This is a genomic window from Cyclobacterium xiamenense (assembly GCF_009467825.1).
Lineage (GTDB): Bacteria > Bacteroidota > Bacteroidia > Cytophagales > Cyclobacteriaceae > Cyclobacterium > Cyclobacterium xiamenense.
Window position 1 is genome coordinate 66,310 of sequence record NZ_WIOK01000002.1, and the last position, 20,499, is coordinate 86,808.

Consider the following 20,499-nt stretch of genomic DNA (forward strand, 5'->3'; position numbering starts at 1 on the left):
GAACCGTGGCTGTTTTTCTTGCGCTGGCAAACAGGGAAGTCGGGATCAATTTGCCCGGTCCTTTTCAGCGATTTCCACCTTGTACACCGTGACAAAATCCTCCTCCACTTCCGAATTGAATCGGGACAGCCACCAGAGTTCTCCGCCTCGCACCAGAAATTGGCGGTGGTCCAGGGATTCGGGTAGGTCAAGTTTTTGAATCCCCTGGCCCTGATGGTCCATGAGGAACAGGGCCGCAGGGTATTTATCCCCGATGCTTTCCCTGAAGGTACGGTAATCATCCGGATTGTCGATGGTCAGGTAACGTTCCCGATCGGCAAAATCGTATCCGGGATTGAAGGAGCTGATCAGGTAGTCCTTATAAACTTTAAGGGTGTACGTCCGCCCAGCCGTTTCATCGGAGGCAATAGATCTGGGGTCGGCTTTGGCCCGCTCGACTCCCTGACCAGCGCTGTATTCGGGATAGGCAATGGATTTCCGAAACAGCAGCCGATGCGGTGGCTGGATTGCGTAGGCATTGAGGTAGGGATCGGTGCCGGCGACGACCAGGAGTTTGTCCTCCAGGATGGTAAAACTTGGGTTCATTTCCGGAACCTCAAAGGCCTTTCCGCTGCTACGAAAGGAGCTTTCTTCTTCCAGGTGGATGATCCGTTCGGCAGAACCTTTTTCCGGGTCAAATTTGACCAGTAATTGGAACTGCTCGTAGTATTCGTCATTCGTTTTGTTGTACGCTCCCCGGGCGACCAGGCCTTTCTGGTAAAAAATGCCTTCGTGCTCCAGCAATTCGGAGTCAGCCGCGGCCCGTCCACCGAAGAATGGAACGGCTTCTTCAAAAGGCCTGTATTCGGCCAGGTTACCGGCCGAATCGAAGGTAAAAAAACCTTTGTGGGAGATCAGGAAAATACTCCCGTCGGTTTCTATCCGGGCCGGGCTCCACAAATACTGCCCGTAACTCCCTTTGTCATCCCCCTGCTTGTTTAGCGTCAGTACCTGGTTTCCCTCAAAATCGGTGAGCAGAATGGTTCCGCGCTGACGGTCGTGAAGCAGTACCCGTTTCTGGGCGGGATCTACGTCCATTAGGTCCAGTAGCCCAGGGTAGTCTACCCGAATGCTATCGGTAATTTCCAGCGCAAAGGAGCTGCTGGCTTCCTTTTCCTGCGGCTCACAGGCCACTGCCAACAGGAGGCCAAAGAATAGGGCTAGCGATTGTGTTCGTGTCATGGATTTTTTTAACTAAAATAATAAGCAAAAAGATACAATGCAAGCAATGAGCTGATTAATTGTGACTTGCAGTCCGGTGGAGCCAGCCGGGGCTCGGTACTTGTTTGCAAAGAGATTCGTACCTTTGGGGCGATGAAAGACCTTTTGGAGCGCATTAAGGGCTGTACCCACTGCACGGCCCATCTTCCTTTGGGGCCCAATCCGGTGCTTGCTGCCAGCGAACGCAGTAAGATACTGGTCATTGGCCAGGCTCCGGGTACCAAAGTGCATGCCACCGGCATTCCCTGGAACGACGCCAGCGGTAAAGAGCTGAGGCGCTGGCTGGGAGTACCTTCGGACGTGTTTTACGATTCGAGCGTTTTTGGAATCGTGCCCATGGGTTTTTGCTATCCGGGTAAAGGAAAGGGGGGCGATTTGCCGCCTCGCCCAGAATGTGCTCCGTTGTGGCACAGGGACCTGTTGGCGAGGATGCCGGATATCCAGGTCAACTTACTTATCGGACAGTATGCGCAGCAGTATTACCTGGGGAAACGCCGCAAGAAAAACCTAACGGAAACGGTCCGGCATTTTGCCGATTACCTGCCGGAATTTTTTCCTCTGGTGCATCCTTCTCCCCGAAACAAACGGTGGCAAAAACGGAACCCCTGGTTTGAGGAAGAAGTGGTTCCGGTCCTTCGGTCCTACATTCAGGGAATTTTGGGCGCCTAGCAAGGTGTTGCAGTAATAGGAGGTCCCGAATTATTTGGTTAGATGGGCTGCAATCGGCAGCTTGTTGGTTGGATAGCCTGACTATCCCCCATATAAGGCTGCCAGGCCCGGTTTTTACCGGATTTTTTTTGTTTCCATGGCTAAATCCCCGTATTTTCCAACATGAAAAATTCAAGACGCTCATTTATAAAAAAAGCGGCCCTTGCCACAGGGACCGTTTTTGGTATTCCCCAGTACATTCCGGCAGCAGCCTTGGGAAGGGATGGGTTCGTACCTCCTTCGGACCGCATCACCCTGGCATTTATCGGCGCTGGGAATCAGGCCGGGAATGACGTGCGGGGCTTCTTGCCGGACAAGCGGGTACAGGTTACTGCCATTTGCGACGTGAATAAAAAAAGTCCCGGGTACTGGAACGGAAAGGTGGCTGGTAGGGAGTACATTCGGCAAGTCGTAGACGACTATTATTCCGAAAAGCAAGGAAAATCGTACCGTTCCGCAGTGGGCTATACCGATTTCCGGGAAGTGCTGCAAAACGACTCCATCGATGCCGTAGAGGTAGTCACTCCCGATCATTGGCACGCCATTCCGGTGATGATGGCGGCAGCGGCTGGCAAACACATCTATTGCCAGAAACCACTTTCCCTGACCGTGGAGGAAGGTCGGGCCATGAGCGATGCCGTTAAAAAGTACGGCGTCACGTTTCAGACGGGTAGTCAGCAGCGTTCCAGCCATCATTTCCGGCGAGTTTGCGAACTAGCCAGAAATGGTAGGTTGGGAGAGCTCCACACCGTTACCTGTGGTCTTCCGGGTGGAACACCGGACTTTGGGAAAACCGGTCACCTGACGGAAACGGTTCCCGTGCCTTCGGATTTTGACTACGATATGTGGTTGGGTCCCGCACCGGAAGCCCCCTACAGTCCCTGCCGCACCCATGTCAATTACCGTTGGATCATGGATTATTCCGGAGGGAATGTCACCGATTGGGGTGGGCATCACCCGGATATCGCCCAGTGGGGCATGGGTACGGATCATACCGGACCGGTAAAGATCCAGAATGCCCAGGCCGTTTGGTCCGATCACCCGGTATGGAATACCGCAACCCGGTTTTATTTCGAATGTATCTATGAAAACGGTGTCAAACTAATCATTCAAAGCGATAAGGATTTTGGCGTGACCTTTCATGGATCGGAAGGTTCGGCCTGGGCTACCCGGGGCGATCACAAAACCACACCGGAAACATTGATCGATACCGTCATCGGGCCAAACGAGACAACGCTCTACCAAAGCGACAACCATTACGAAAACTTTATTGACTGCATCCTTTCGGGTGAAGAAACGGTAGCGCCCGCAGAGGTGGGGCATCGGTCCATCACTCTGGCGCACCTGGGGAATATCGCCATGATGTTGGGACAGGACCTGGACTGGGATCCGGTTAAGGAACAGTTTATTGGGAATTTTGCCGCGAATCAGTTGCTCGCTAGAAAAATGCGGGAGCCTTGGGCTTCGCTCTACCGGAGCTTACAGGTTTAGCAGTGCTCAGGGGAGTACGTTGCCCGAAAGTCCATTTTTCCTGACGAAAGTCAGTTCGGTGGCTGAGGGTTTTTAGGTTTTTTGGTAGGTGTAGGGAGTAGCTTTGTATTTCCACTCTTTTTGAATCGTCAATAAGAGCACGTATTACCGTATCAAATTACCCTTTATGTCAAAAATTCATAGTTTTCACATCCCGGTTATGGGGCTGGGATTCACGGTCGATAGCCCGCTGAAAGTTGCCCGCTTTGGAATCGCCTCCGTTGTTTCCATTATGGACGATCAATTGCTGGAAGAAATGCGGCGACTTTATTCCAAAAAGTTGGGAATTCCCTACGTACCCATCGAAGAAAAAACAGCAGATGCACGGGCACGTAGGGTCCGGGAGTACTTGGATTTTCTACAGACTGCCGTGACCGGGCAGGTTGAGGAACTGAAAAACCAGGCTTTTGGCAAAAACAGCGAGATAGATACGTATTTCAGCTTATTGCCCGAAGCCCATCCCCTTTACCGGCTATACAGCCGCATGCAGCAGGCAAGTGGTACCGAACAGCTGGCTTTGCAGGAGGAATTAAGAAGGGAAATCGTACCGGGGAGCATTGATGTGAACATCATGACCAAGGTCGATAAACTCAATTACGATAAGGACGGGCAGGCCTTACCGCGCGAATTCTCCGATGCCCTGGCCGCGTTGCGCGGATTCGCTCAGAGTGAGGTAAGCGGCGGGGTGGTGTTTTCTGCGGGTATGAACCCTGCTTTGTACAGCTACCTGGGCGAATTTCCGGATTTCTTTCCGGATCGGGAGGGGAAGCTGAAAAAGCCGATAATTTTGAAAGTTTCCGATTACCGGTCGGCATTGATTCAGGGGAAATTTTTGGCAAAAAAAGGACTTTGGGTGTCGGAATTTCGCATTGAGTCCGGGTTGAATTGCGGAGGGCATGCCTTTGCTACGGACGGGTTTTTGGCGGGACCGATTTTGGAGTCTTTTAAGGAAAACAAGGAAACCCTTCGCCAGGAGTTGCTAGGCCTTTGTCAGCAGGCCCTACAGGAAAAAAACCTGCCCTCCTTGCCGGAGAATGTGCGCCCGAAAATCACCTACCAGGGCGGTATCGGGACCGCCGAGGAAAACGAAATGCTACTCAACACCTACGAATTGGATGGAACGGGTTGGGGGAGCCCCTTTTTACTGGTGCCCGAAGCGACGAGTGTGGATTCAGATACCCTGGATCGGTTGCTAGCGGCCAAAAAGTCGGACTTTTACCTGAGTCGGGCCTCTCCCTTGGGTATTCCTTTCAACAATCTTCGAAACAGCAGTGGAGAGGAACAGCGAAAGGCACGTATCGACCGGGAGCGGCCGGGAAGCCCCTGTTACAAGAAGTTTCTGTCCACCAATACGGAATTTACGGATAAGCCCATTTGTACCGCTTCCAGGCAATACCAACTCTTAAAAATCAAGCAGCAACAGGCCGGAGAAATTTCCGCATCAGCCCTGGAAGAAATCCTGGATAAGGATTGTTTGTGCGAGGGCTTATCGGCGCCTGCCATACTTGCCAGAGGGGAAACACCCCGGAGAAATCTGAAAGCAGTGACCATTTGTCCCGGACCCAACCTGGCCTATTTCAAAGGGACATTTAGCTTAAAGGAAATGGTGGACCATATTTACGGCAAGATACAGCTGACGCTGGATGCTGAGCGGCCGCACGTATTCCTGAAAGAATTGCAGCTGTACGTGCAACACCTGAAAAGTGAAATCGAGACCGCAGTACCCGGAAATGCACGGAAGTTCGAAAGTTATGTGGAGAAATTCCGAAAGAACCTGGCAGACGGAATTGGCTATTACCAAGAGTTAACCTCTCTATGGACAGCAGAGAACGAAGTGCTGCTGGCGAAATTGAAAGAGCAAGTCCTGGGATTGACCTGGGAATTGGAACAGGTCTAATAGTTTTCCCATACAGAGGCGGACGGAGGTATGCGAACAGGATTTCCCGGGCGCCACTGATGATGTTTTTCCTGAAATGAAGACGCGTGCTTAACAAAAAAGGCAAGCCCGACCCCATTTTGGATCGGGCTTGCCTTTTTTAGTGCGTCGCTTCCAATCAGTCGGCAGCCTGCTCTTTTTTTACTTCATGCGCTGTGGGGTAGTCCGTGTATCCTTTGGCTCCCGGTATGTAAAAGGTATCCTGGTCCCATTCGGTAAGGGGCAGATTCTTTGCGATGCGGCTGACCAAATCGGGATTGGAAACAAAGGGTTTGCCAAAAGCAACGGCATCAGCCAGGCCTTTCTCCAGAAACAAATTGCCCTTGTCCCGGTCAAAACCGCCGTTGATGATCAGGTTTCCGCGGTATTTTGGTCGGTACCTTTTGGCGATTTGCGTTTCTGCATGGGGCAAGCTGGACACATCCGTAAAGGGTTCGGACAGGTGCAGGTAGGCCAGGTCGTAGTCGTTTAGTTTTTCGACGATATAGTCAAAGGTAGGGATCGTTTCTTCGTCCAGGGTCATTCCAAACAAACCGTGCAGGGAGGGGTTTAGGCGAACACCCACGCGGTTTTCGGGAAGAACTTCCTTTATCGCATCGATGATCTCAAAGAGAATCCTGGCCCGGTTCGGGATGCTTCCCCCGTAGGCATCGCTGCGAACGTTGGAGGTGCGACTAAAGAACTGGTGCAGCAAATAGCCGTTTGATGCGTGGATTTCTACCCCGTCAAAGCCGGCCTCAAGGGCGTTTTTGGCGCCGTTGCGGAAATCCAGAATGGTTTGCTGAATCTCCTCCAGACTCATCTCTTTGGGAGTGACGGTCTCTTTGAATCCCTCCGGTGTAAAGGATTTGGCTTCCGGATTGATCGCAGACGGAGCCAGGGGCAGATCACCCCCGTGAAAATCCGGGTGGGAGATTCTCCCTACGTGCCAAAGCTGAATGAAGATACGTCCGCCTTCCTCGTGAACCGCCTCGGTAACCTTTTTCCATCCTTCCACCTGAGCGGGGGTATGGATTCCGGGGGTGTTGACATACCCTACCGCTCGTCGTGAAATTTGGGAGCCTTCGGTAATGATAAGTCCGGCCGTCGCCCGTTGCCGGTAATAGGTTGCATGCAGCTCCGTAGGGGCCTTTTCCGGGTTATCCGCCCGGCTACGGGTCATGGGCGCCATCAGGATGCGGTTTTTTAGATTCAGGTCCGCCATGTTCCAGGCCGTCAGTAACGCATTGGTTTTCATAATTTCTAGTTGGTTTAGCTACGTCGGTTTCTTTTTCAATCCTGCCGATCACGCAGCTGCCAGGCAGGCGGAATCGGTAGGGTGTGTAGACAACATATGTAGTTACATGAAAAGTTCTCTTGATCGGTAACGAGTTCTTCGAAATACGGATTTTTCCATGACTACCAGTCGGTTTATTATTTGGCCGACAAAAAAAGATAAAAATATCCTTTTTGTCAGATATGTAGTATCTTTGGAAAACGATGGGAGGGATGGGGTCCGGGCGCGCTTCAGGATCCCTGATTTCTTCAAAAACATATTGGTTACAAAAAATTACGGTATAGGATGGATTTGGACATGCGAACAGCCAGTTTGGGAGCCATTGTCACGGCAAACTCCTGGACAACCGACGTTTTTGACGCGTACGGAATTGATTATTGTTGCCGTGGATCGGAGCGCCTATCGGATACCTGTGAGCGCCTATCGATCCCCTTGGACCAGATCGCAGACCAACTGCAATCCTATGTTGATCATCACGCTTCGCCGCGGTTTTCCTTTGATTTCTGGCCGATGGGGCTTTTGGCCAGTTATATTGAGCGGAAGCATCATCGGTACGTAAAAACACAAATTCCCTTACTGGTGAATTTGTTCAAGGAAGCATTGCATGAACCGTCCGAACAAATGGACATCCTATTCGAGGTGAAGCAGGTATTTTGGAAAGTCGCGGAAGACCTGTTAGACCATATCCAACGCGAAGAGCGAATTCTTTTTCCCTATCTACGAAAAATGGAGGCCAATGAAGAGGGCGATATTCCCTTTGCTGCGCCGCATTTCGGTACGGTTCGGCACTCCATCATTACCTTGTTTCGGGAGCATGAAAAAGAGGGGATATGGCTGCAGCAGATCCGAGACATTACGAATAATTTTTCCCTGCCTGCACAAGCAGGTTATTGGGAGCGACTACTGTTTCCACAATTGGCCGCCTTTGAACAGGATATGAAGACACACCTCCATTTGGAAAACAACATTCTTTTTCCAAAGGCGCTAGCTGTGGCTGAGAAAGTTGGTGCCGGGGCTTAACTCAGTTTACATGAAAAAGATACCCCCTGCATACCTCTTACCGCTTGTGGTTGGTGGCCTACTTGCCGGACTCTTGGGAGGCTGGTTGAGGCTGGGATACGGTGGTTTTTCGGCTCCCCTGGCAGCGGCTCATCACGGAGTCCTGATGGTGGGTGGGTTTCTGGGTACCCTCATTTCTCTGGAGCGGAGTGTAGTCATGAAAAACCCGGCCTGGCTACTGCTTCCCTTACTGAGTGGACTATCCATCCCTTTATTTCTCGGCGGTTGGCACAAAACGGGAGCCATTTTTTTGTTGATTGCCAGCCTGGGTTTGCTGGTGCTGCTGTACAAGCAATCGCTACGGACGTCGGATGTGCCTACTTACCTCATTGCTTTTGGGGGCGCCTGTTGGATGTTGGGAAATTTCACGTATCTCTACACCGATTTTGTGGTCCTTTCTACCGGCTGGTGGATGGCATTTTTGTTTTTTACCATCCTGGGCGAACGATTGGAGTTAAGCCGCTACTTGTCCGTTCCGATACGCATGTACCGCCTGCTGTACCTGCTGCTAGCTGCCCACTGTATCGGTTTATTGCTGCCCTTTCACCTGTGGGGGAGAGTAGTTTTGGGTGCTTCGGCGCTGGGTGTGGGGATTTGGCTGCTACGCTACGACATGGCGCGCCATGGGGTCAAAAAGCCCGGTAAGTTTCGGTACATCGGTTTTGGGTTATTAGTGGGCTATGCCTGGCTGGTACTGCATGGCCTGGTACTGCTTTTCCTGGACAACCACCCCTTTCATTACGACCTGTATTTGCATACCTTTTTCCTGGGATTTGTCTTTTCGATGATCTGGTCACATGCGCCGATTATCTTTCCAGCAGTCTTTGGGATTAAAGTTGACGTATTCCATCCGCTGCTGTGGTGGGTATGGGGAGTTTTTCAGCTTAGTTTGGTAGCACGTATCGCCTCCTCCTGGGCTGGCTGGCCTTCCTGGCGCTTTTTCTTTGGTGCGCTTAACGGGTTTTCCATCATTGCTGTTTTTCTGTCCATGGCCCTGGTCGTGGGTTTTCGATGGCGAGCTATCCACCTCAAATCTTCCGGTATGCAAACCGGGAGTCAACGATCTGGATTGGAATAAAAAAGGATAGGCAATGAGTGGTTCCTTGTGTATCTTTGTTCGTAGAAACCATGGCTAAACGAATCGTATCCTACGGCGTTCCCTTTTTACTGGCAGGCTTGTTGCTCGTGCAGAGTGTCTCGCTGTCCCTGATTCAGTTGGACTTTATGTGGAACAGAGAGACGATTGCTGCCTTGTTTTGTGTCAATTTGGACAAGCCGGAGATGAATTGCGCGGGATCCTGTGAATTGGGGCGGCGATTGGAAAAGGCGGCCGATACGGAACAGCCACACGATCTTCGCCTGGTGGAGTCAATCTCCGCGGTTTTTGTGCTTGCGACCGCCTATGTTTTCCCGGCACGTTTCGGTTTCAAAATGCCCGATCAACGCCTGGCTGTTTACACCGTGTATGGTAGTGGTCAAGTTTTTCCTGCTGGTATTTTTCACCCGCCCCGGCTTTGATTTTATTTCTTACGGTGTAGCCAGGCAATGGCAGTAGTGACGGTAGACCTTCGGAATACCGCCTCCCGGTACCGCTCAATCGGGTATCCCTGTGCGTAGAAATACGATGATAGGTAGCACCCCTTTTGGCCAGACGGTTCGCTGCCCATGCCCCCCTGTCGCTAGCCAGTTGCTGGCTTTCCCCCAAGGAGAAGACCCAGGGTGATACATGCTACACAATTCAAAAAAGCCAGTCAGTATCTTCGTAACACCTTCACGGTTCCTAACCAACGGTACCCTGTTTCACGCATTTCCCCATTCGGGAAATCCAAAAATTTGATTTCAATGAAAACGATCTTTATATATGTGCTACAAGCCATGCTATTGATGGCTCCACTTGCGATTATTCATGCCCAAGAGGGCAAACCTTTGCAGATTTTTGATGCGGAGGATGGTGCGCCCATTTCCGGATTCAGATATCGGTATGGTACACAGCTTGGGAGCAGCGATACTTCCGGAACGATCTTTTTGCGAAGGGATCCGGGCAGTAGGTTGCGGTTGCAACACCTTCGGTACGGGACATGGGAACTAACCGAATCCGCTTTTGACCGGCTTTGGGAAACTGGCAGCAGTACCTGGCAGCCGGAATGGATGGAGCTTTCGCCGGTTTCGGTCATTTCCATTGGCATCCCTCAGGAAAAGGATCAGCAAATTGCCTTTTCGGCCCGGGAGAAGCTGCATCACGACGCGGGGGCTTTGCTCAACGAAAACCCCATGATTTCTTCCATCCGCAAGAGTGGTGCCTTCGGCTTTGACCCGGTGATGCGGGGCTTTAAATACGATCAGATCAATGTGGTGGTGGACGGATTGCAATCGGCCACTGCGGCCTGCCCCAACCGGATGGACCCACCTACCTCCCAGATAGCGCTGGGCCGGATGCAAAAGGTGGAATTACTCAAAGGGCCTCATGCGCTGCGCTACGGGATTGGACTGGGTGGAACTCTAAACTTTGTGAGCGAAGCTCCGGAATTTGTCGAAAACCCGGCTACCTACGGCAGGTTTTCAAGTATGTGGGAGCAAAACGGGCAGGTGCTGCGAAACGAAGGGAAGTTGGGTTGGCGAACACAGCAGGCGGATATGGGGCTTATCGGTTCCTGGTCCCGGGGTTCGGATTACCGGGACGGTGCAGGGAATACCGTACCCGCTTCCTTTATGCGCGCCTCCGTCGGGTTCTACGGGGATTTTGCCACCGGGGCGGGAGAAAATTTGTCGGTGAATCTTAACCGGAATTTTGCCCGCGACGTGGCGTTCCCAACGCTGCCAATGGACCTACGAAAAGACGATACCTGGATGGCAAATGCCAGATTTAAGAAGTCCTTTGAGGGGCGGCTGCTAAAATCCATTACCCAATCGGCCTACCTTAGCAAAGTAGACCATTTGATGGACAATGGCTTACGCGAGATAAATCGCCGGATGATGGATGCCCGAACGCCGGCAAAAACTGCCAATGCAGGGGGACGGGTAGAAGGAGAATGGCACCCGGGTACCGGTCGACTGTTTGCCGGTCTGGATTTCCGAAGCGAAAAGGCTGAAGGAACGCGGGAACGGACCTTTCTGATGGGACCGAACGAAGGCAAAACCCTGTTGGACAATGCCTGGCAAGAGGCGCTGATTCAGAAATTCGGTGTTTTTACCGCCTATTCGCTTCCCTTGAAAGCAGGGATGTTTAGCATCTCTGGCCGTCTGGACATGAACCGGGCACAGGCCCTGGACCCAACCGTTGAATTCAGCCAGCAGTTTGAGGAAATTTCCACCGTTCAAGCCAACCCGGGTTTGTCGCTGGGATGGCAAAATGACCTCAGCGATCGCTGGCAAATCGGTATTTGGCTTGCCCGCGTCAGCAGAAGCGGCAGCCTTACCGAGCGGTACATCCATTATTTTCCGGTAGGGTTGGATCCCTACGAGCTTCTGGGGAACCCACAACTGCAATCCGAAACCAACAACCAATTCGACCTGAGTCTTCAGCACCGCACCGAAGGCCTTTCCATCTCAGTCAGCTTGTTTGGGGCTTACCTGAATGACTACATCACGGGAGTTCGCACCGATCTTGCACCCCGACTGCCCCAAAGTCCCGGAGTCAGGCAGTTTATCAATGTGGAGGAGGTACTAAAAACCGGGATGGAATGGTCCATTGAGCACCGGATCGGCGGCAACTGGTCGCAATCCCTTATGGCCGCCTATACCTATGGTCAGGATCTCAGGCATCAGGAACCCCTCCCGGAAATTGCGCCCCTGGATCTACGCTATTCCTTGCAGGGAAAGCACCTGGACGGAAAGCTGACTTCGGTGCTTCGATGGCGGGCTGTTGCTGCGCAACATCGCGTCTCTTCCCGCTTTGGTGAATCCACCACGCCCGGGTTTCATTTAGTGGACCTGGAGGGAGGGTACCGGTTGCTGCCCGCCCTGACGCTCCGGGCTTCGGTACACAATTTGCTGGATCAGACGTATTACGAGCACCTGAACCGACCCATACGAAGTCAGGCCGGGCCGTTGTTTGCACCCGGCCGAAATTTTAGGTTGATGGTTAGTGTAGACTTCTAAAAAAGATAATTAAGTATTTTATTTGCCCGGTAATCTGATTATCTTTGTTTTTGTTTACTTTTGAAAGAAAGCGAAACAACTGAAAAAACGATCCATGCATAAACCACTAAAGAGGCACGAAGCGTTGGTACCCTTGTCGAGGGACCACCATTTTGGCTTGCTATTGGTGTGGAAGATCCGGCAAGGGCTGGCCTTTGAGGTACGCCTTACGCGTATTCGCGATTACGTGATTTATTACGTTGGGCACCGGATTCTTCCTCACTTTCAATTGGAAGAAGCGGAGGTGTTTCCCATTTTAGAGGCGAATGATTCGCTGCGGCAACAGGCCGAGGAGCAGCACAAAGCGATTCGAGCGACTTTTGACGGGATCAAGCGGGGAGCGCCGGAAGCGATGTCCCAGCCATTGGACGAATTAGCCGAGCGTCTGGAAGCACACATTCGGTTTGAAGAACGAACCCTGTTTGAACACATGCAGGCAGTCCTATCACCCGAGAGGCTGGAGCGCTTGGGAAAAAAAATAGCCGCAAGTCACCGGTTTGCGGACGAAATATGGGAAGATGAATTTTGGAAAAAAGATAACTAGAAGCGCATGTTTTCGAAAGCTTGTGAATACGGGATCAGAGCAGTGATCTACATTTGGTCTCAGAATAAACGTGGGATCAAACTCGGCGTAAAGGATATTTGCAAAGAAATTGATGCCCCGGAATACTTCACGGCAAAGATTTTACAATCCCTAGCGAAGCAAAATTTGGTTAGTTCGACCAAGGGGCCGAACGGAGGATTTTATATCGACACGGACCAGGAAAAAATGCGTTTATTGGATCTGGTAATTGCCATCGACGGTGATTCCCTGTTCAAGGGCTGCGGATTGGGCTTGAAGCATTGTTCGGAACAGCATCCTTGCCCCATTCACGGTGAGTACAAGGTCATACGGGAGGGACTCACGCGCCTGTTGGCGGACAAAAGTTTAAAGGAATTAGCGGAGGAGGTGTCTTCTGGAAAAGCGACACTCTCCACCGTTATGGTTACCTGATGTAGGAATAAACGACGGGAAAGTGGAAGCGAAGAAGAGAGAAATTGGTACCCTGGAAGAAATTCGCGAATTGGTGGATTTGTTTTACGGTAAGGTAAGAAACGATGACTTGTTGGGTCCTGTTTTCGACAAGCGAATCGGCGATCACTGGGACGTTCACCTGGATAAAATGTACCGGTTTTGGCAAACCGTTTTGCTTCAGGAGCACAGGTACCAGGGGAGTCCGTTTACGCCGCATGCAAGCATGCCCATCGGCGCGGCACATTTTCGTCGCTGGCTACAATTATTTGAGGAAACGCTGGAAGAAAATTTCACGGGAGAAAAGGCGGAAGAGGCCCGATGGCGCGCTGCGAAAATGGCAGAAATGTTTCAGCTCAAAATTGCCTATTACCGGGATCACTCCATCCACCCAATTGGCTAGTTTTTCTGGGATACCTGTAGAATTTGCGCGATGATTTCGTCGTTTTGCAGACCCAAGCCTTCTTTCTGGTAGGTAAGAACTCCCTCTGTATCGAAAACGCTGATGATGTTCGAATGGGAAAAATCGATTGGGTCGATTCGCTTGTATTTCATGGAAAGAACGTTGGCAAACTCCCTTACACCGGCTTCCGTGCCTTGCAAAAAGAGCCATTGCTCCCCATCCATACCGTTATCGGCTGCAAATTGCTTTAATTTCTCGGGATGGTCGTTTGTTGGGTCGATGCTGACCAGAATGTATTGCGGTGGTACGGATACGTCCGGTGCGGCTTTCGCTTCGATGGCCCGCATGTCCGCAACCAGCCTGGGGCAGGCCGTTTTGCAGGCGGTATAGATCATGACCACCACCAAGGGCTGCCCCTTCAAATCTTCGAAGGAAATGGACTTGCCCCGGTGGGTATTCCAATCGGAGGGAAGCTGGTAGATGGACATGTCGTTAACGGTGGTCGGTTCGGCCAGATTCATGGCGGGACCCTTTTTTTCCTGGGGACTGCAGCTGAGCAACAAAAGAGAAATCGCGATAATAAATAGCTGTGCGGTTTTCATGGCGGTAGTTGTTTTTTGTTTACGAAAGATTTCTAGTTACTTGTTGGGTAGGGGCAAATCCGCCGCGCAGCGAAAGCCCAGGTTGGTCAGGGAGTAGCGGGCCTTTAGGCTGGAGCGCATGGCATAGCGCATAAAGGCGGCATAGTTCATCAGGTCATTGGCACCGAGCGCTCCGCTGGCACAAAACAAGCCCAAATCCGTATTGCCGTTGTTTCGGGATTCGCCCGTCAGGATTATGGCGTTAAAGTCTTCGGCCCATTCCCAGACCAGTCCATGTAGGTCATGGATTTCCCAGATGTTGGGCTCCTGATTCCCTACGTGGGTGAGGTAGGATTTGGGTTGCTCGTAGCCGGACAGGATGGCCCGGGTAAATAGGCTGTCCTTCCGGGCGTCTTTTTCGGCGGTACTGGCCATGGCCACGTATTCCCATTCGTCTATTGTTGGCAAGCGCTTGTCCAGGCATTCGCAATAGGCTTTTGCAGCAAACCAGGAAACCTGAACCACAGGGCTGTTTTTTTAACCGTTCCGGAAAGGTATCGTCGTCTTCCCAGAAAAGCAGGTACCGCTCGTCGGCAAACAGGCGGGCTACTTCCGATTTTCTCCATTTGGGGTTTTCCCGGACAAATTTCAGAAAATCTGCATGGGTGACCGGGGTCGGATCCATGTAAAAGTCCGCCACCTGAACCAGTTCTTCACCGGTACCGTAGAGGGGCCTGTAGGTCCCGCCGGAAATGGCGACCATTTGGGCATGCAGGCTTGGAGCCTGCATGCCGAGTAGGATAAGGAGTAGGACCGGTTTCATTTTCTTCGGGCCTGGACCATTTCCGGCTGGATGACCGTACCATTGTTCCCCAACTTTGGTACACGTAGCGTCCGGGATTAATTACCTTGAAGGAAAAGGTTTTTTCATGCCCAGGTGCTACGAATGAGGCTTCTGCGCCGCCGCCTTGCCCGGTCACGGCGTGGAGGTCGATGTTGTGTGGAAGCTTGTTGTCGGGGTGGTTTTTGATGGTGAATTCCACCAGATCACCCACGCGGGTACGGATAAAGGAACCCGGTACCGAGCCGCCAAAGGTCCAGTACATGTAGGTGACGCCATCGGTCATTTCGGCTTCTTTTTCGATGATTTCCATTTCCATGTACAATTTTTTAGCGGGTCGATTTCCCGCGGGGGGAGGAAGGAGTGGCGGTGCTGTCAGTACCGCTTTCTCTTCTCCAAAAATCTTTGTTTTGGAATGGACGGCAACACTTTCGGGTTGATGAATCGTTTTGGCGGCTTCGCTACCGCAGCCCGACAATCCTACAATCAATAAAAAGATAATAGGTTAAAAAACTCCTTTAAATGGATTTGCTTGTGTATGTTTCATGGTCTAATGTGCTTAAATGTTTACCAAACATGCGGTCTTCATCAAGGATTCCGACCGATTATGGAACAAAGATAGCGGGCCATGGGAATAGAATATTGTGAGAAAATTAGCTGCGCACATGGTAGTTGTCATACTTTTTTAAAAAAAGATAAAAATATCCTAAAATTATATGTAATTTTGTTCCAGACGAAAAATAGAAGGAAATACACGGGTGTCATCTTCCTCTTTAAATACGATGTATGGTTTTGGACAGGTATGTTCCTTCAAATAACGGATCAATGAGGAAATGTTGGGTGTTGATTGCTATGCTTAATTTTTTGATCGCTGCCTGTTTTGGTGTGCTTCTTCGTGCGGCCTTTGTCTGGGAGATTGCTTGGATGGACTACCGGAATGTGCTTCACGGGCATTCGCACGTAGCGCTCCTCGGTTGGTTATATCTGGGTTTTTTTTTGCTTATTCATGCAACGCTATTACCGAAGAAAAAAGCAGGAAAATCGCTATATACGTGGATTTTCTGGCTTACACAGGTTTCCGTTACCGGAATGATGCTGGCCTTCCCCATGCAGGGATACGCAGGGTTTTCGATTTTTTTCACCACCCTTCACCTGCTTGTGAGTTACCTCATGGTTTTTTCCGTTTGGAGGGACCACGACCGTACCGATATCCGGGTGTCATTGCTGCTGAAAACCGCCTTGCTTTTCCTGGTTTTCTCTACACTAGGGGTTTGGTTGTTAGCGGTGCTGATGGCAACGGGTGGCAAGTCTGGCATCCTGTATCAGGTGGCCATTCAATTTTACCTCCATTTCCAATTTAACGGATGGTTGTTGTTCATTTTGCTCGCCCTGGTGGCAAAGCGTTTACCCATAGAGGTATTTGCCAATTATTTTCCCCCGGTATTCCTAATCCTGGTCTTTAGCCAGTTCTTGACTTTTGGCCTGGTTATCTTTTGGGCATACGGGAGCTATCTGGGGTATCTGGGTCATGCCCTGGGTGCAGCGATGCAGCTTTTGGCGGGCGCCCTGATTGTTTACCGGAGCCTGCGGGCGCGAACACCGGTAAGCCTCCATCACCCCAGTTCGGCCTTTGCTAAGGTAGCACTGTTGGTGGCCCTGATTCGGGTTTTATTCGAAGTACTTTTGGTGGTTCCCAGCCTGGCAGAAATGGCGGTACTAGTACGGCCGCTCATCATTGGATTCATTCATCTGAACATGCTGGGTCTTTTTTCCGCGTATTTGTTGTTTGCAATGCATCCAGGAGAGAAGGCTGAAAAAACGGGTCCATGGCTCTATGTAAGCCTTTTGTTTTTCTGTTTGGGTTTTTTGGGCTCCGAGGCTTACCTGTTTCTACAAGGGCTGTATTACTGGATGGAATGGGGACGGCTAACCTGGTTTTACGAAAGCCTATTGGTTAACGCCTTCTTCTTATCTCTGGGAATAGTTACATATCTAGTTGATCTTTTCAGTAAATTTTATTTTCACACCAGAATTAGGTATATTTATTTATCAAAAAAAGATATTCATACTCGAAAATCGGAAAATTAAGAATTCGAATTAAACCCAATGAACCATGAGATATGCGAAGAGATTGCTTTACGGCACGCCATTGCTCCTTCTTTTTTACTGTGCGGGACCGGAGAAGTCGGAAAATGCTACCCAAACAGCTGCCGAAAACGATGTTCCCGAGACCATCAAAATGGGAAAGGGTGTCGGTGAGTTTACCGAAGTGGAAGTTTCTGATCCCTTAAACGACGAATGGATAGAACGCGGCGAATCCATCTACGACCTGAAATGTTCGGCCTGCCACAAACTGACCGATCAGCGCGTGGTCGGGCCCGGTTTTCAGGGTGTGACCAATCGGAGAAAGCCGGAGTGGATCATGAACATGATTACCAATGTGGATGCCATGCTGGATCAGGATCCTGCTGCACAAAAGCTATTGGAAGAATGCATGACCCGCATGCCCAACCAGAATATCAAGCCGGATGATGCCAGGAAAATCCTGGAGTTTTTCCGGCATAATGATGTAGAAAAAGCCGGTCAAAAAGACCAGGCGATATAACACATACCCCTAAACCCAAGTAACTATGCGAACCAACTTGTTAAGAACGGCCTCTTTTGCAGCAGGACTTATTGTCTCCTTGTATGGCTGCGGAGGCTCAGATACCGGCCAACTAATGGAAGGGGATGCTGCGCAACAGGCGTATGTAGCACCCGGCGAGTACGACGAGTTTTATGCTTTCCTATCCGGAGGGTACAGCGGCCAGATTACCGCTTACGGCCTTCCATCCGGTAGACTGCTGAAAGAAATCCCGGTATTTTCGCAGTATCCGGAAAATGGCTATGGATACAGTGAAGAAACCAAGCCCATGTTCAATACCTCCTACGGTTTCGTTCCCTGGGATGACTCCCACCACATCGAATTGTCCCAGACCGAAGGGGAATTTGACGGACGCTGGCTTTTTGTCAACGGTAACAATACGCCGAGGATCGCACGGATAGACCTGAAAACCTTCGAAACCGTAGAAATTCTGGAGATTCCGGATGTAGCAGGTTTGCATTGCGCACCTTTTATTACCGAAAATTCGGAGTATCTGGTATCCGGAACGCGTTTTAGCGTACCCATTCCCCAAAAGGACGTACCCATCGATACCTACAAAGAGAATTTCAAAGGCTTGATCAATTACGTGACAGTTGACCCGGAACACGGGCACATGGACCTGGCCTTTCAGATTGAGATGCCTGGATTTAACTACGACCTGGCGCGAAACGGAAAGGCAGCCTCGCACGGTTGGAGCTTTTTGACCACGTACAATTCCGAACAAGAGCATTCTTTGCTGGAGGTAAATGCTTCCCAGAAAGACAAAGACCTGATGGCGGTAGTCAATTGGAAAAAGGCGGAGGAATACCTGGAACAAGGGAAATTTACCGAGCGGGAAACCTCCTATTTCCACAACCTGATGGATGAAGGATCCGGAGTCGTGAAGTCCACGGAGCGAAGCCTTACCCGTATACTGGACCCGAAGGAATGCCCCGATATGGTCTATTTCATCCCCGTACCCAAGTCCCCCCACGGCTGCGATGTGGATCCTACCGGCGAATACATCGTGGGCAATGGAAAACTCTCCGCGGATATGTCGGTGTATTCGTTCAGCAAAATCATGAAAGCCATCGAGGAAGAGAACTTCGATGGGGAGTTTGACGGTATTCCCATCATCAACTACGAAGCGGCGTTGCACGGAATCGTGGAGAAGCCCGGATTGGGACCCTTGCATACCGAATTTGACGGCAGGGGAAATGCCTACACCACCTTCTTTATTTCTTCCGAAGTCGTAAAATGGGATGTAGAAAGCAAGGAGATACTGGACCGGCAACCCACGTTTTACTCACCCGGACACCTGGTGATTCCCGGGGGTGAAACCCGAAACCCGGATGGAAAATACCTGGTGGCGATGAATAAAATCACCAAAGACAGGTATTTGCCTACCGGACCCGAACTGGCCCATTCCGCGCAATTATTTGACATTAGCGGGGATAAAATGAAGTTGATTCTGGACTTTCCCACGAAGGCCGAGCCACACTACGCCCAGGCCATCGCGGCTGATAAAATCCAGCCCAACTCGGTCAAATTCTTCGATATCGAAGCCAATACCCATCCCCATGTCACGATGGGGGAGAGCAAATCCAGGGTAGAACGAGACGGCAAGGACGTACACGTGTACATGACGGCGATCCGGAGCCACCTGGCTCCCGATAATATCGAAGGCATACAAACGGGCGATAAGGTGTATTTTCACCTGACCAATTTGGAGCAAGATTGGGATGTGCCGCACGGTTTGGCCATACAGGGCGCTACCAATGCAGAAATCCTGGTGATGCCCGGACAAACGCGTACCTTACTCTGGGAGCCCAAACGGCAGGGCGTTTTTGCGTTCTACTGTACGGACTTTTGTTCTGCTTTGCATCAGGAAATGTCAGGATACGTGCGCGTCTCGCCCGAGGGGTCGGATGTGCCACTGAAATGGGGACTCAACGAAGCATTACACAGCGGCGAATAAGCCGCCGGGCAGCCCTCATGGGCTACCATTCACGTAACGCGGCACGTGCCCGTTTGATACCTAACAGAAAGCTACCGGAATTCCGGTAGCTTTCACTCCTCTTTACTATTCTTCCATATGGCCCTCCTATCACGCTCATCCAAACCCAGGTGGTTTCAGCTTGCCGCCGTAATTGCTTTGGCATTCGTGTTTTTGTTCCCGCTTTGGCAAATCACCCTGGAAGCGGCCCAGTTTCCCGGTGGCTTGCAGATGCATATCTGGATCAATAAGATTTCTGGTAGCGACAAACACATCGTGAAAAACATCAATATTCTGAACCACTACATCGGCATGCAGGCCATTCATCCGGAATCCATTCCCGAGTTGCGCTACTTTCCCAAGGTGGCGGCTGCGCTGATAACGCTGGGACTGCTCGGGATTTGGATCAATAAAACCTGGTATTATGGCGCTTGGTTTATGCTGCTGCTTGTTCTTGGTGGGTTGGGCATCTATGATTTCTACCTTTGGCTGTATGACTACGGCCACAACCTGGACCCCAAAGCCCCCATCGAAGTGCCGGGCATGACCTACATGCCGCCCTTGCTGGGCGAAAAAGATCTGCTCAATTTTTACGTCAAATCGTATCCTCATGTCGGCGGAATTGCCCTGGGGCTGGCGGGCTTCCTCGGTTTTATGGCGGCGTGGTTTCGTTGGAAAATCACACGATAGCCATGAATCGCTGGTACAAATATAGCCTATTGCAGGGATGCTGTCTGCTCGTTTGGTCCTGCAGCACTTCCCCGGAGCCGATCAATTTCGGAAAGGACCATTGCGTCAATTGCAAGATGAAAATCGTCGACCCGCGGTTTGGTGGGGAATTGGTTTCCAGTAAGGGAAGGGTTTTTAAATTTGATGCGATCGAATGCCTGGTTCCCTACCTACAGGAGCATGCGACGACCGACTACGCGCAGGTGCTCGCCATTGCGTACGATCGCCCCGAAACCCTGGTGGATGTACAGGAGCTGGTTTTTGAGCGGGATTCGGCCTACCGGAGTCCGATGGGCGGCAATGTGGCGGCCTTTACCCAGGCAGCAGCAAAGGAAGGGAAATGGATGGACTGGGAAGAGGTCAAGCAGACCATCGGTAGCCCACCCAATTCAACCAATTATTGACGTA

The 20,499-nt window shown here is 51.0% G+C and carries 20 protein-coding genes; 15 read left to right on the forward strand and 5 right to left on the reverse strand.

The features are described 5' to 3' along the window. Window positions 1–45: 45 nt before the first annotated feature. A complete protein-coding gene (locus tag GCU44_RS01710; protein WP_154852936.1) occupies window positions 46–1,221 on the reverse strand; it encodes a hypothetical protein in 1,176 nt (391 codons plus the stop codon). Between the two features lie 132 nt (window positions 1,222–1,353). On the opposite strand from GCU44_RS01710, the gene GCU44_RS01715 reads away from it, so the two are divergent. From GCU44_RS01715 to GCU44_RS01725, 3 genes are all read left to right on the forward strand, one after another. Continuing rightward, window positions 1,354–1,929, forward strand: coding sequence for a uracil-DNA glycosylase family protein (locus tag GCU44_RS01715; RefSeq protein ID WP_154852939.1), 576 nt, complete (start codon window positions 1,354–1,356; stop codon window positions 1,927–1,929). A 162-nt stretch (window positions 1,930–2,091) separates the two neighbouring features. Beyond that, window positions 2,092–3,459 carry a Gfo/Idh/MocA family protein gene (locus tag GCU44_RS01720; RefSeq protein ID WP_154852942.1) on the forward strand — a complete coding sequence of 456 codons (1,368 nt, stop codon included), beginning with the start codon at window positions 2,092–2,094 and terminating at the stop codon, window positions 3,457–3,459. Window positions 3,460–3,625: 166 nt separating this feature from the next. Beyond that, window positions 3,626–5,395 carry a hypothetical protein gene (locus tag GCU44_RS01725; RefSeq protein WP_154852945.1) on the forward strand — a complete coding sequence of 590 codons (1,770 nt, stop codon included), beginning with the start codon at window positions 3,626–3,628 and terminating at the stop codon, window positions 5,393–5,395. Between the two features lie 157 nt (window positions 5,396–5,552). Here the strand turns inward: GCU44_RS01725 and GCU44_RS01730 are convergent, their stop codons facing one another. Continuing rightward, entirely contained in the window at window positions 5,553–6,671 is a 1,119-nt protein-coding gene (locus GCU44_RS01730) for an alkene reductase (protein WP_154852948.1), read from the reverse strand. A 324-nt stretch (window positions 6,672–6,995) separates the two neighbouring features. Here GCU44_RS01730 and GCU44_RS01735 point away from each other — a divergent pair, with 324 nt between their 5' ends. The 7 genes from GCU44_RS01735 to GCU44_RS01765 all read left to right on the forward strand — a co-directional run bounded on the left by GCU44_RS01735 (window position 6,996) and on the right by GCU44_RS01765 (window position 13,321). Continuing rightward, window positions 6,996–7,730 carry a DUF542 domain-containing protein gene (locus GCU44_RS01735; protein WP_154852950.1) on the forward strand — a complete coding sequence of 245 codons (735 nt, stop codon included), beginning with the start codon at window positions 6,996–6,998 and terminating at the stop codon, window positions 7,728–7,730. 10 nt (window positions 7,731–7,740) lie between these two features. Next, window positions 7,741–8,847, forward strand: a complete 1,107-nt coding sequence (locus GCU44_RS01740; RefSeq protein ID WP_154852953.1) for a hypothetical protein — start codon at window positions 7,741–7,743, stop codon at window positions 8,845–8,847. A gap of 50 nt (window positions 8,848–8,897) precedes the next feature. Further along, complete coding sequence (locus GCU44_RS01745) at window positions 8,898–9,287, forward strand: hypothetical protein (RefSeq protein ID WP_154852956.1); 390 nt, start codon at window positions 8,898–8,900, stop codon at window positions 9,285–9,287. A gap of 324 nt (window positions 9,288–9,611) precedes the next feature. Continuing rightward, window positions 9,612–11,867 carry a TonB-dependent receptor domain-containing protein gene (locus GCU44_RS01750; protein ID WP_154852959.1) on the forward strand — a complete coding sequence of 752 codons (2,256 nt, stop codon included), beginning with the start codon at window positions 9,612–9,614 and terminating at the stop codon, window positions 11,865–11,867. A 94-nt stretch (window positions 11,868–11,961) separates the two neighbouring features. Then, window positions 11,962–12,450, forward strand: coding sequence for a hemerythrin domain-containing protein (locus GCU44_RS01755; RefSeq protein WP_154852962.1), 489 nt, complete (start codon window positions 11,962–11,964; stop codon window positions 12,448–12,450). A 6-nt stretch (window positions 12,451–12,456) separates the two neighbouring features. Next, window positions 12,457–12,900, forward strand: a complete 444-nt coding sequence (locus GCU44_RS01760) for an RrF2 family transcriptional regulator (RefSeq protein WP_154852965.1) — start codon at window positions 12,457–12,459, stop codon at window positions 12,898–12,900. 22 nt (window positions 12,901–12,922) lie between these two features. Next, window positions 12,923–13,321: a group III truncated hemoglobin gene (locus GCU44_RS01765; protein ID WP_154852968.1), complete on the forward strand. Its 399-nt coding sequence runs from the start codon at window positions 12,923–12,925 to the stop codon at window positions 13,319–13,321. On the opposite strand, the gene GCU44_RS01770 is transcribed toward GCU44_RS01765, so the two are convergent. The 3 genes from GCU44_RS01770 to GCU44_RS01780 form a co-directional block, all read right to left on the reverse strand. Continuing rightward, a complete protein-coding gene (locus GCU44_RS01770; RefSeq protein ID WP_154852971.1) occupies window positions 13,318–13,923 on the reverse strand; it encodes an SCO family protein in 606 nt (201 codons plus the stop codon). The two genes, GCU44_RS01765 and GCU44_RS01770, sit on opposite strands and share 4 nt — an antisense overlap. A 36-nt stretch (window positions 13,924–13,959) precedes the next feature. Beyond that, complete coding sequence (locus GCU44_RS23245; RefSeq protein WP_241684804.1) at window positions 13,960–14,427, reverse strand: formylglycine-generating enzyme family protein; 468 nt, start codon at window positions 14,425–14,427, stop codon at window positions 13,960–13,962. A 188-nt stretch (window positions 14,428–14,615) separates the two neighbouring features. Then, window positions 14,616–15,233 (reverse strand): multicopper oxidase domain-containing protein, encoded by a 618-nt coding sequence (locus GCU44_RS01780; RefSeq protein WP_241684805.1) that lies wholly within the window; start codon window positions 15,231–15,233, stop codon window positions 14,616–14,618. Window positions 15,234–15,568: 335 nt separating this feature from the next. On the opposite strand from GCU44_RS01780, the gene GCU44_RS01785 reads away from it, so the two are divergent. The 5 genes from GCU44_RS01785 to GCU44_RS01805 all read left to right on the forward strand — a co-directional run bounded on the left by GCU44_RS01785 (window position 15,569) and on the right by GCU44_RS01805 (window position 20,495). Beyond that, window positions 15,569–16,831, forward strand: coding sequence for a hypothetical protein (locus tag GCU44_RS01785; RefSeq protein ID WP_194201667.1), 1,263 nt, complete (start codon window positions 15,569–15,571; stop codon window positions 16,829–16,831). 25 nt (window positions 16,832–16,856) lie between these two features. Next, the gene (locus GCU44_RS01790) at window positions 16,857–17,348 is read left to right on the forward strand and encodes a c-type cytochrome (protein WP_154852974.1); all 492 of its coding nucleotides are present in this window, start codon (window positions 16,857–16,859) and stop codon (window positions 17,346–17,348) included. Between the two features lie 25 nt (window positions 17,349–17,373). Continuing rightward, a complete protein-coding gene (gene nosZ, locus GCU44_RS01795) occupies window positions 17,374–19,344 on the forward strand; it encodes a Sec-dependent nitrous-oxide reductase (RefSeq protein ID WP_154852977.1) in 1,971 nt (656 codons plus the stop codon). Between the two features lie 117 nt (window positions 19,345–19,461). Beyond that, window positions 19,462–20,052: a hypothetical protein gene (locus tag GCU44_RS01800; protein WP_154852980.1), complete on the forward strand. Its 591-nt coding sequence runs from the start codon at window positions 19,462–19,464 to the stop codon at window positions 20,050–20,052. Between the two features lie 2 nt (window positions 20,053–20,054). After that, on the forward strand, window positions 20,055–20,495 hold the full coding sequence (locus GCU44_RS01805) for a nitrous oxide reductase accessory protein NosL (protein WP_154852984.1): 441 nt from the start codon (window positions 20,055–20,057) through the stop codon (window positions 20,493–20,495). Window positions 20,496–20,499: the final 4 nt, after the last annotated feature.

Coding starts and splice junctions, on each gene's coding strand:
- GCU44_RS01710 (WP_154852936.1), bottom strand. CDS start 1,221: ATGACACGAACACAATCGCTAGCCCTATTCTTTGGCCTCCTGTTGGCA.
- GCU44_RS01715 (WP_154852939.1), top strand. CDS start 1,354: ATGAAAGACCTTTTGGAGCGCATTAAGGGCTGTACCCACTGCACGGCC.
- GCU44_RS01720 (WP_154852942.1), top strand. CDS start 2,092: ATGAAAAATTCAAGACGCTCATTTATAAAAAAAGCGGCCCTTGCCACA.
- GCU44_RS01725 (WP_154852945.1), top strand. CDS start 3,626: ATGTCAAAAATTCATAGTTTTCACATCCCGGTTATGGGGCTGGGATTC.
- GCU44_RS01730 (WP_154852948.1), bottom strand. CDS start 6,671: ATGAAAACCAATGCGTTACTGACGGCCTGGAACATGGCGGACCTGAAT.
- GCU44_RS01735 (WP_154852950.1), top strand. CDS start 6,996: ATGGATTTGGACATGCGAACAGCCAGTTTGGGAGCCATTGTCACGGCA.
- GCU44_RS01740 (WP_154852953.1), top strand. CDS start 7,741: ATGAAAAAGATACCCCCTGCATACCTCTTACCGCTTGTGGTTGGTGGC.
- GCU44_RS01745 (WP_154852956.1), top strand. CDS start 8,898: ATGGCTAAACGAATCGTATCCTACGGCGTTCCCTTTTTACTGGCAGGC.
- GCU44_RS01750 (WP_154852959.1), top strand. CDS start 9,612: ATGAAAACGATCTTTATATATGTGCTACAAGCCATGCTATTGATGGCT.
- GCU44_RS01755 (WP_154852962.1), top strand. CDS start 11,962: ATGCATAAACCACTAAAGAGGCACGAAGCGTTGGTACCCTTGTCGAGG.
- GCU44_RS01760 (WP_154852965.1), top strand. CDS start 12,457: ATGTTTTCGAAAGCTTGTGAATACGGGATCAGAGCAGTGATCTACATT.
- GCU44_RS01770 (WP_154852971.1), bottom strand. CDS start 13,923: ATGAAAACCGCACAGCTATTTATTATCGCGATTTCTCTTTTGTTGCTC.
- GCU44_RS01785 (WP_194201667.1), top strand. CDS start 15,569: ATGAGGAAATGTTGGGTGTTGATTGCTATGCTTAATTTTTTGATCGCT.
- GCU44_RS01790 (WP_154852974.1), top strand. CDS start 16,857: ATGAGATATGCGAAGAGATTGCTTTACGGCACGCCATTGCTCCTTCTT.
- nosZ (WP_154852977.1), top strand. CDS start 17,374: ATGCGAACCAACTTGTTAAGAACGGCCTCTTTTGCAGCAGGACTTATT.
- GCU44_RS01800 (WP_154852980.1), top strand. CDS start 19,462: ATGGCCCTCCTATCACGCTCATCCAAACCCAGGTGGTTTCAGCTTGCC.
- GCU44_RS01805 (WP_154852984.1), top strand. CDS start 20,055: ATGAATCGCTGGTACAAATATAGCCTATTGCAGGGATGCTGTCTGCTC.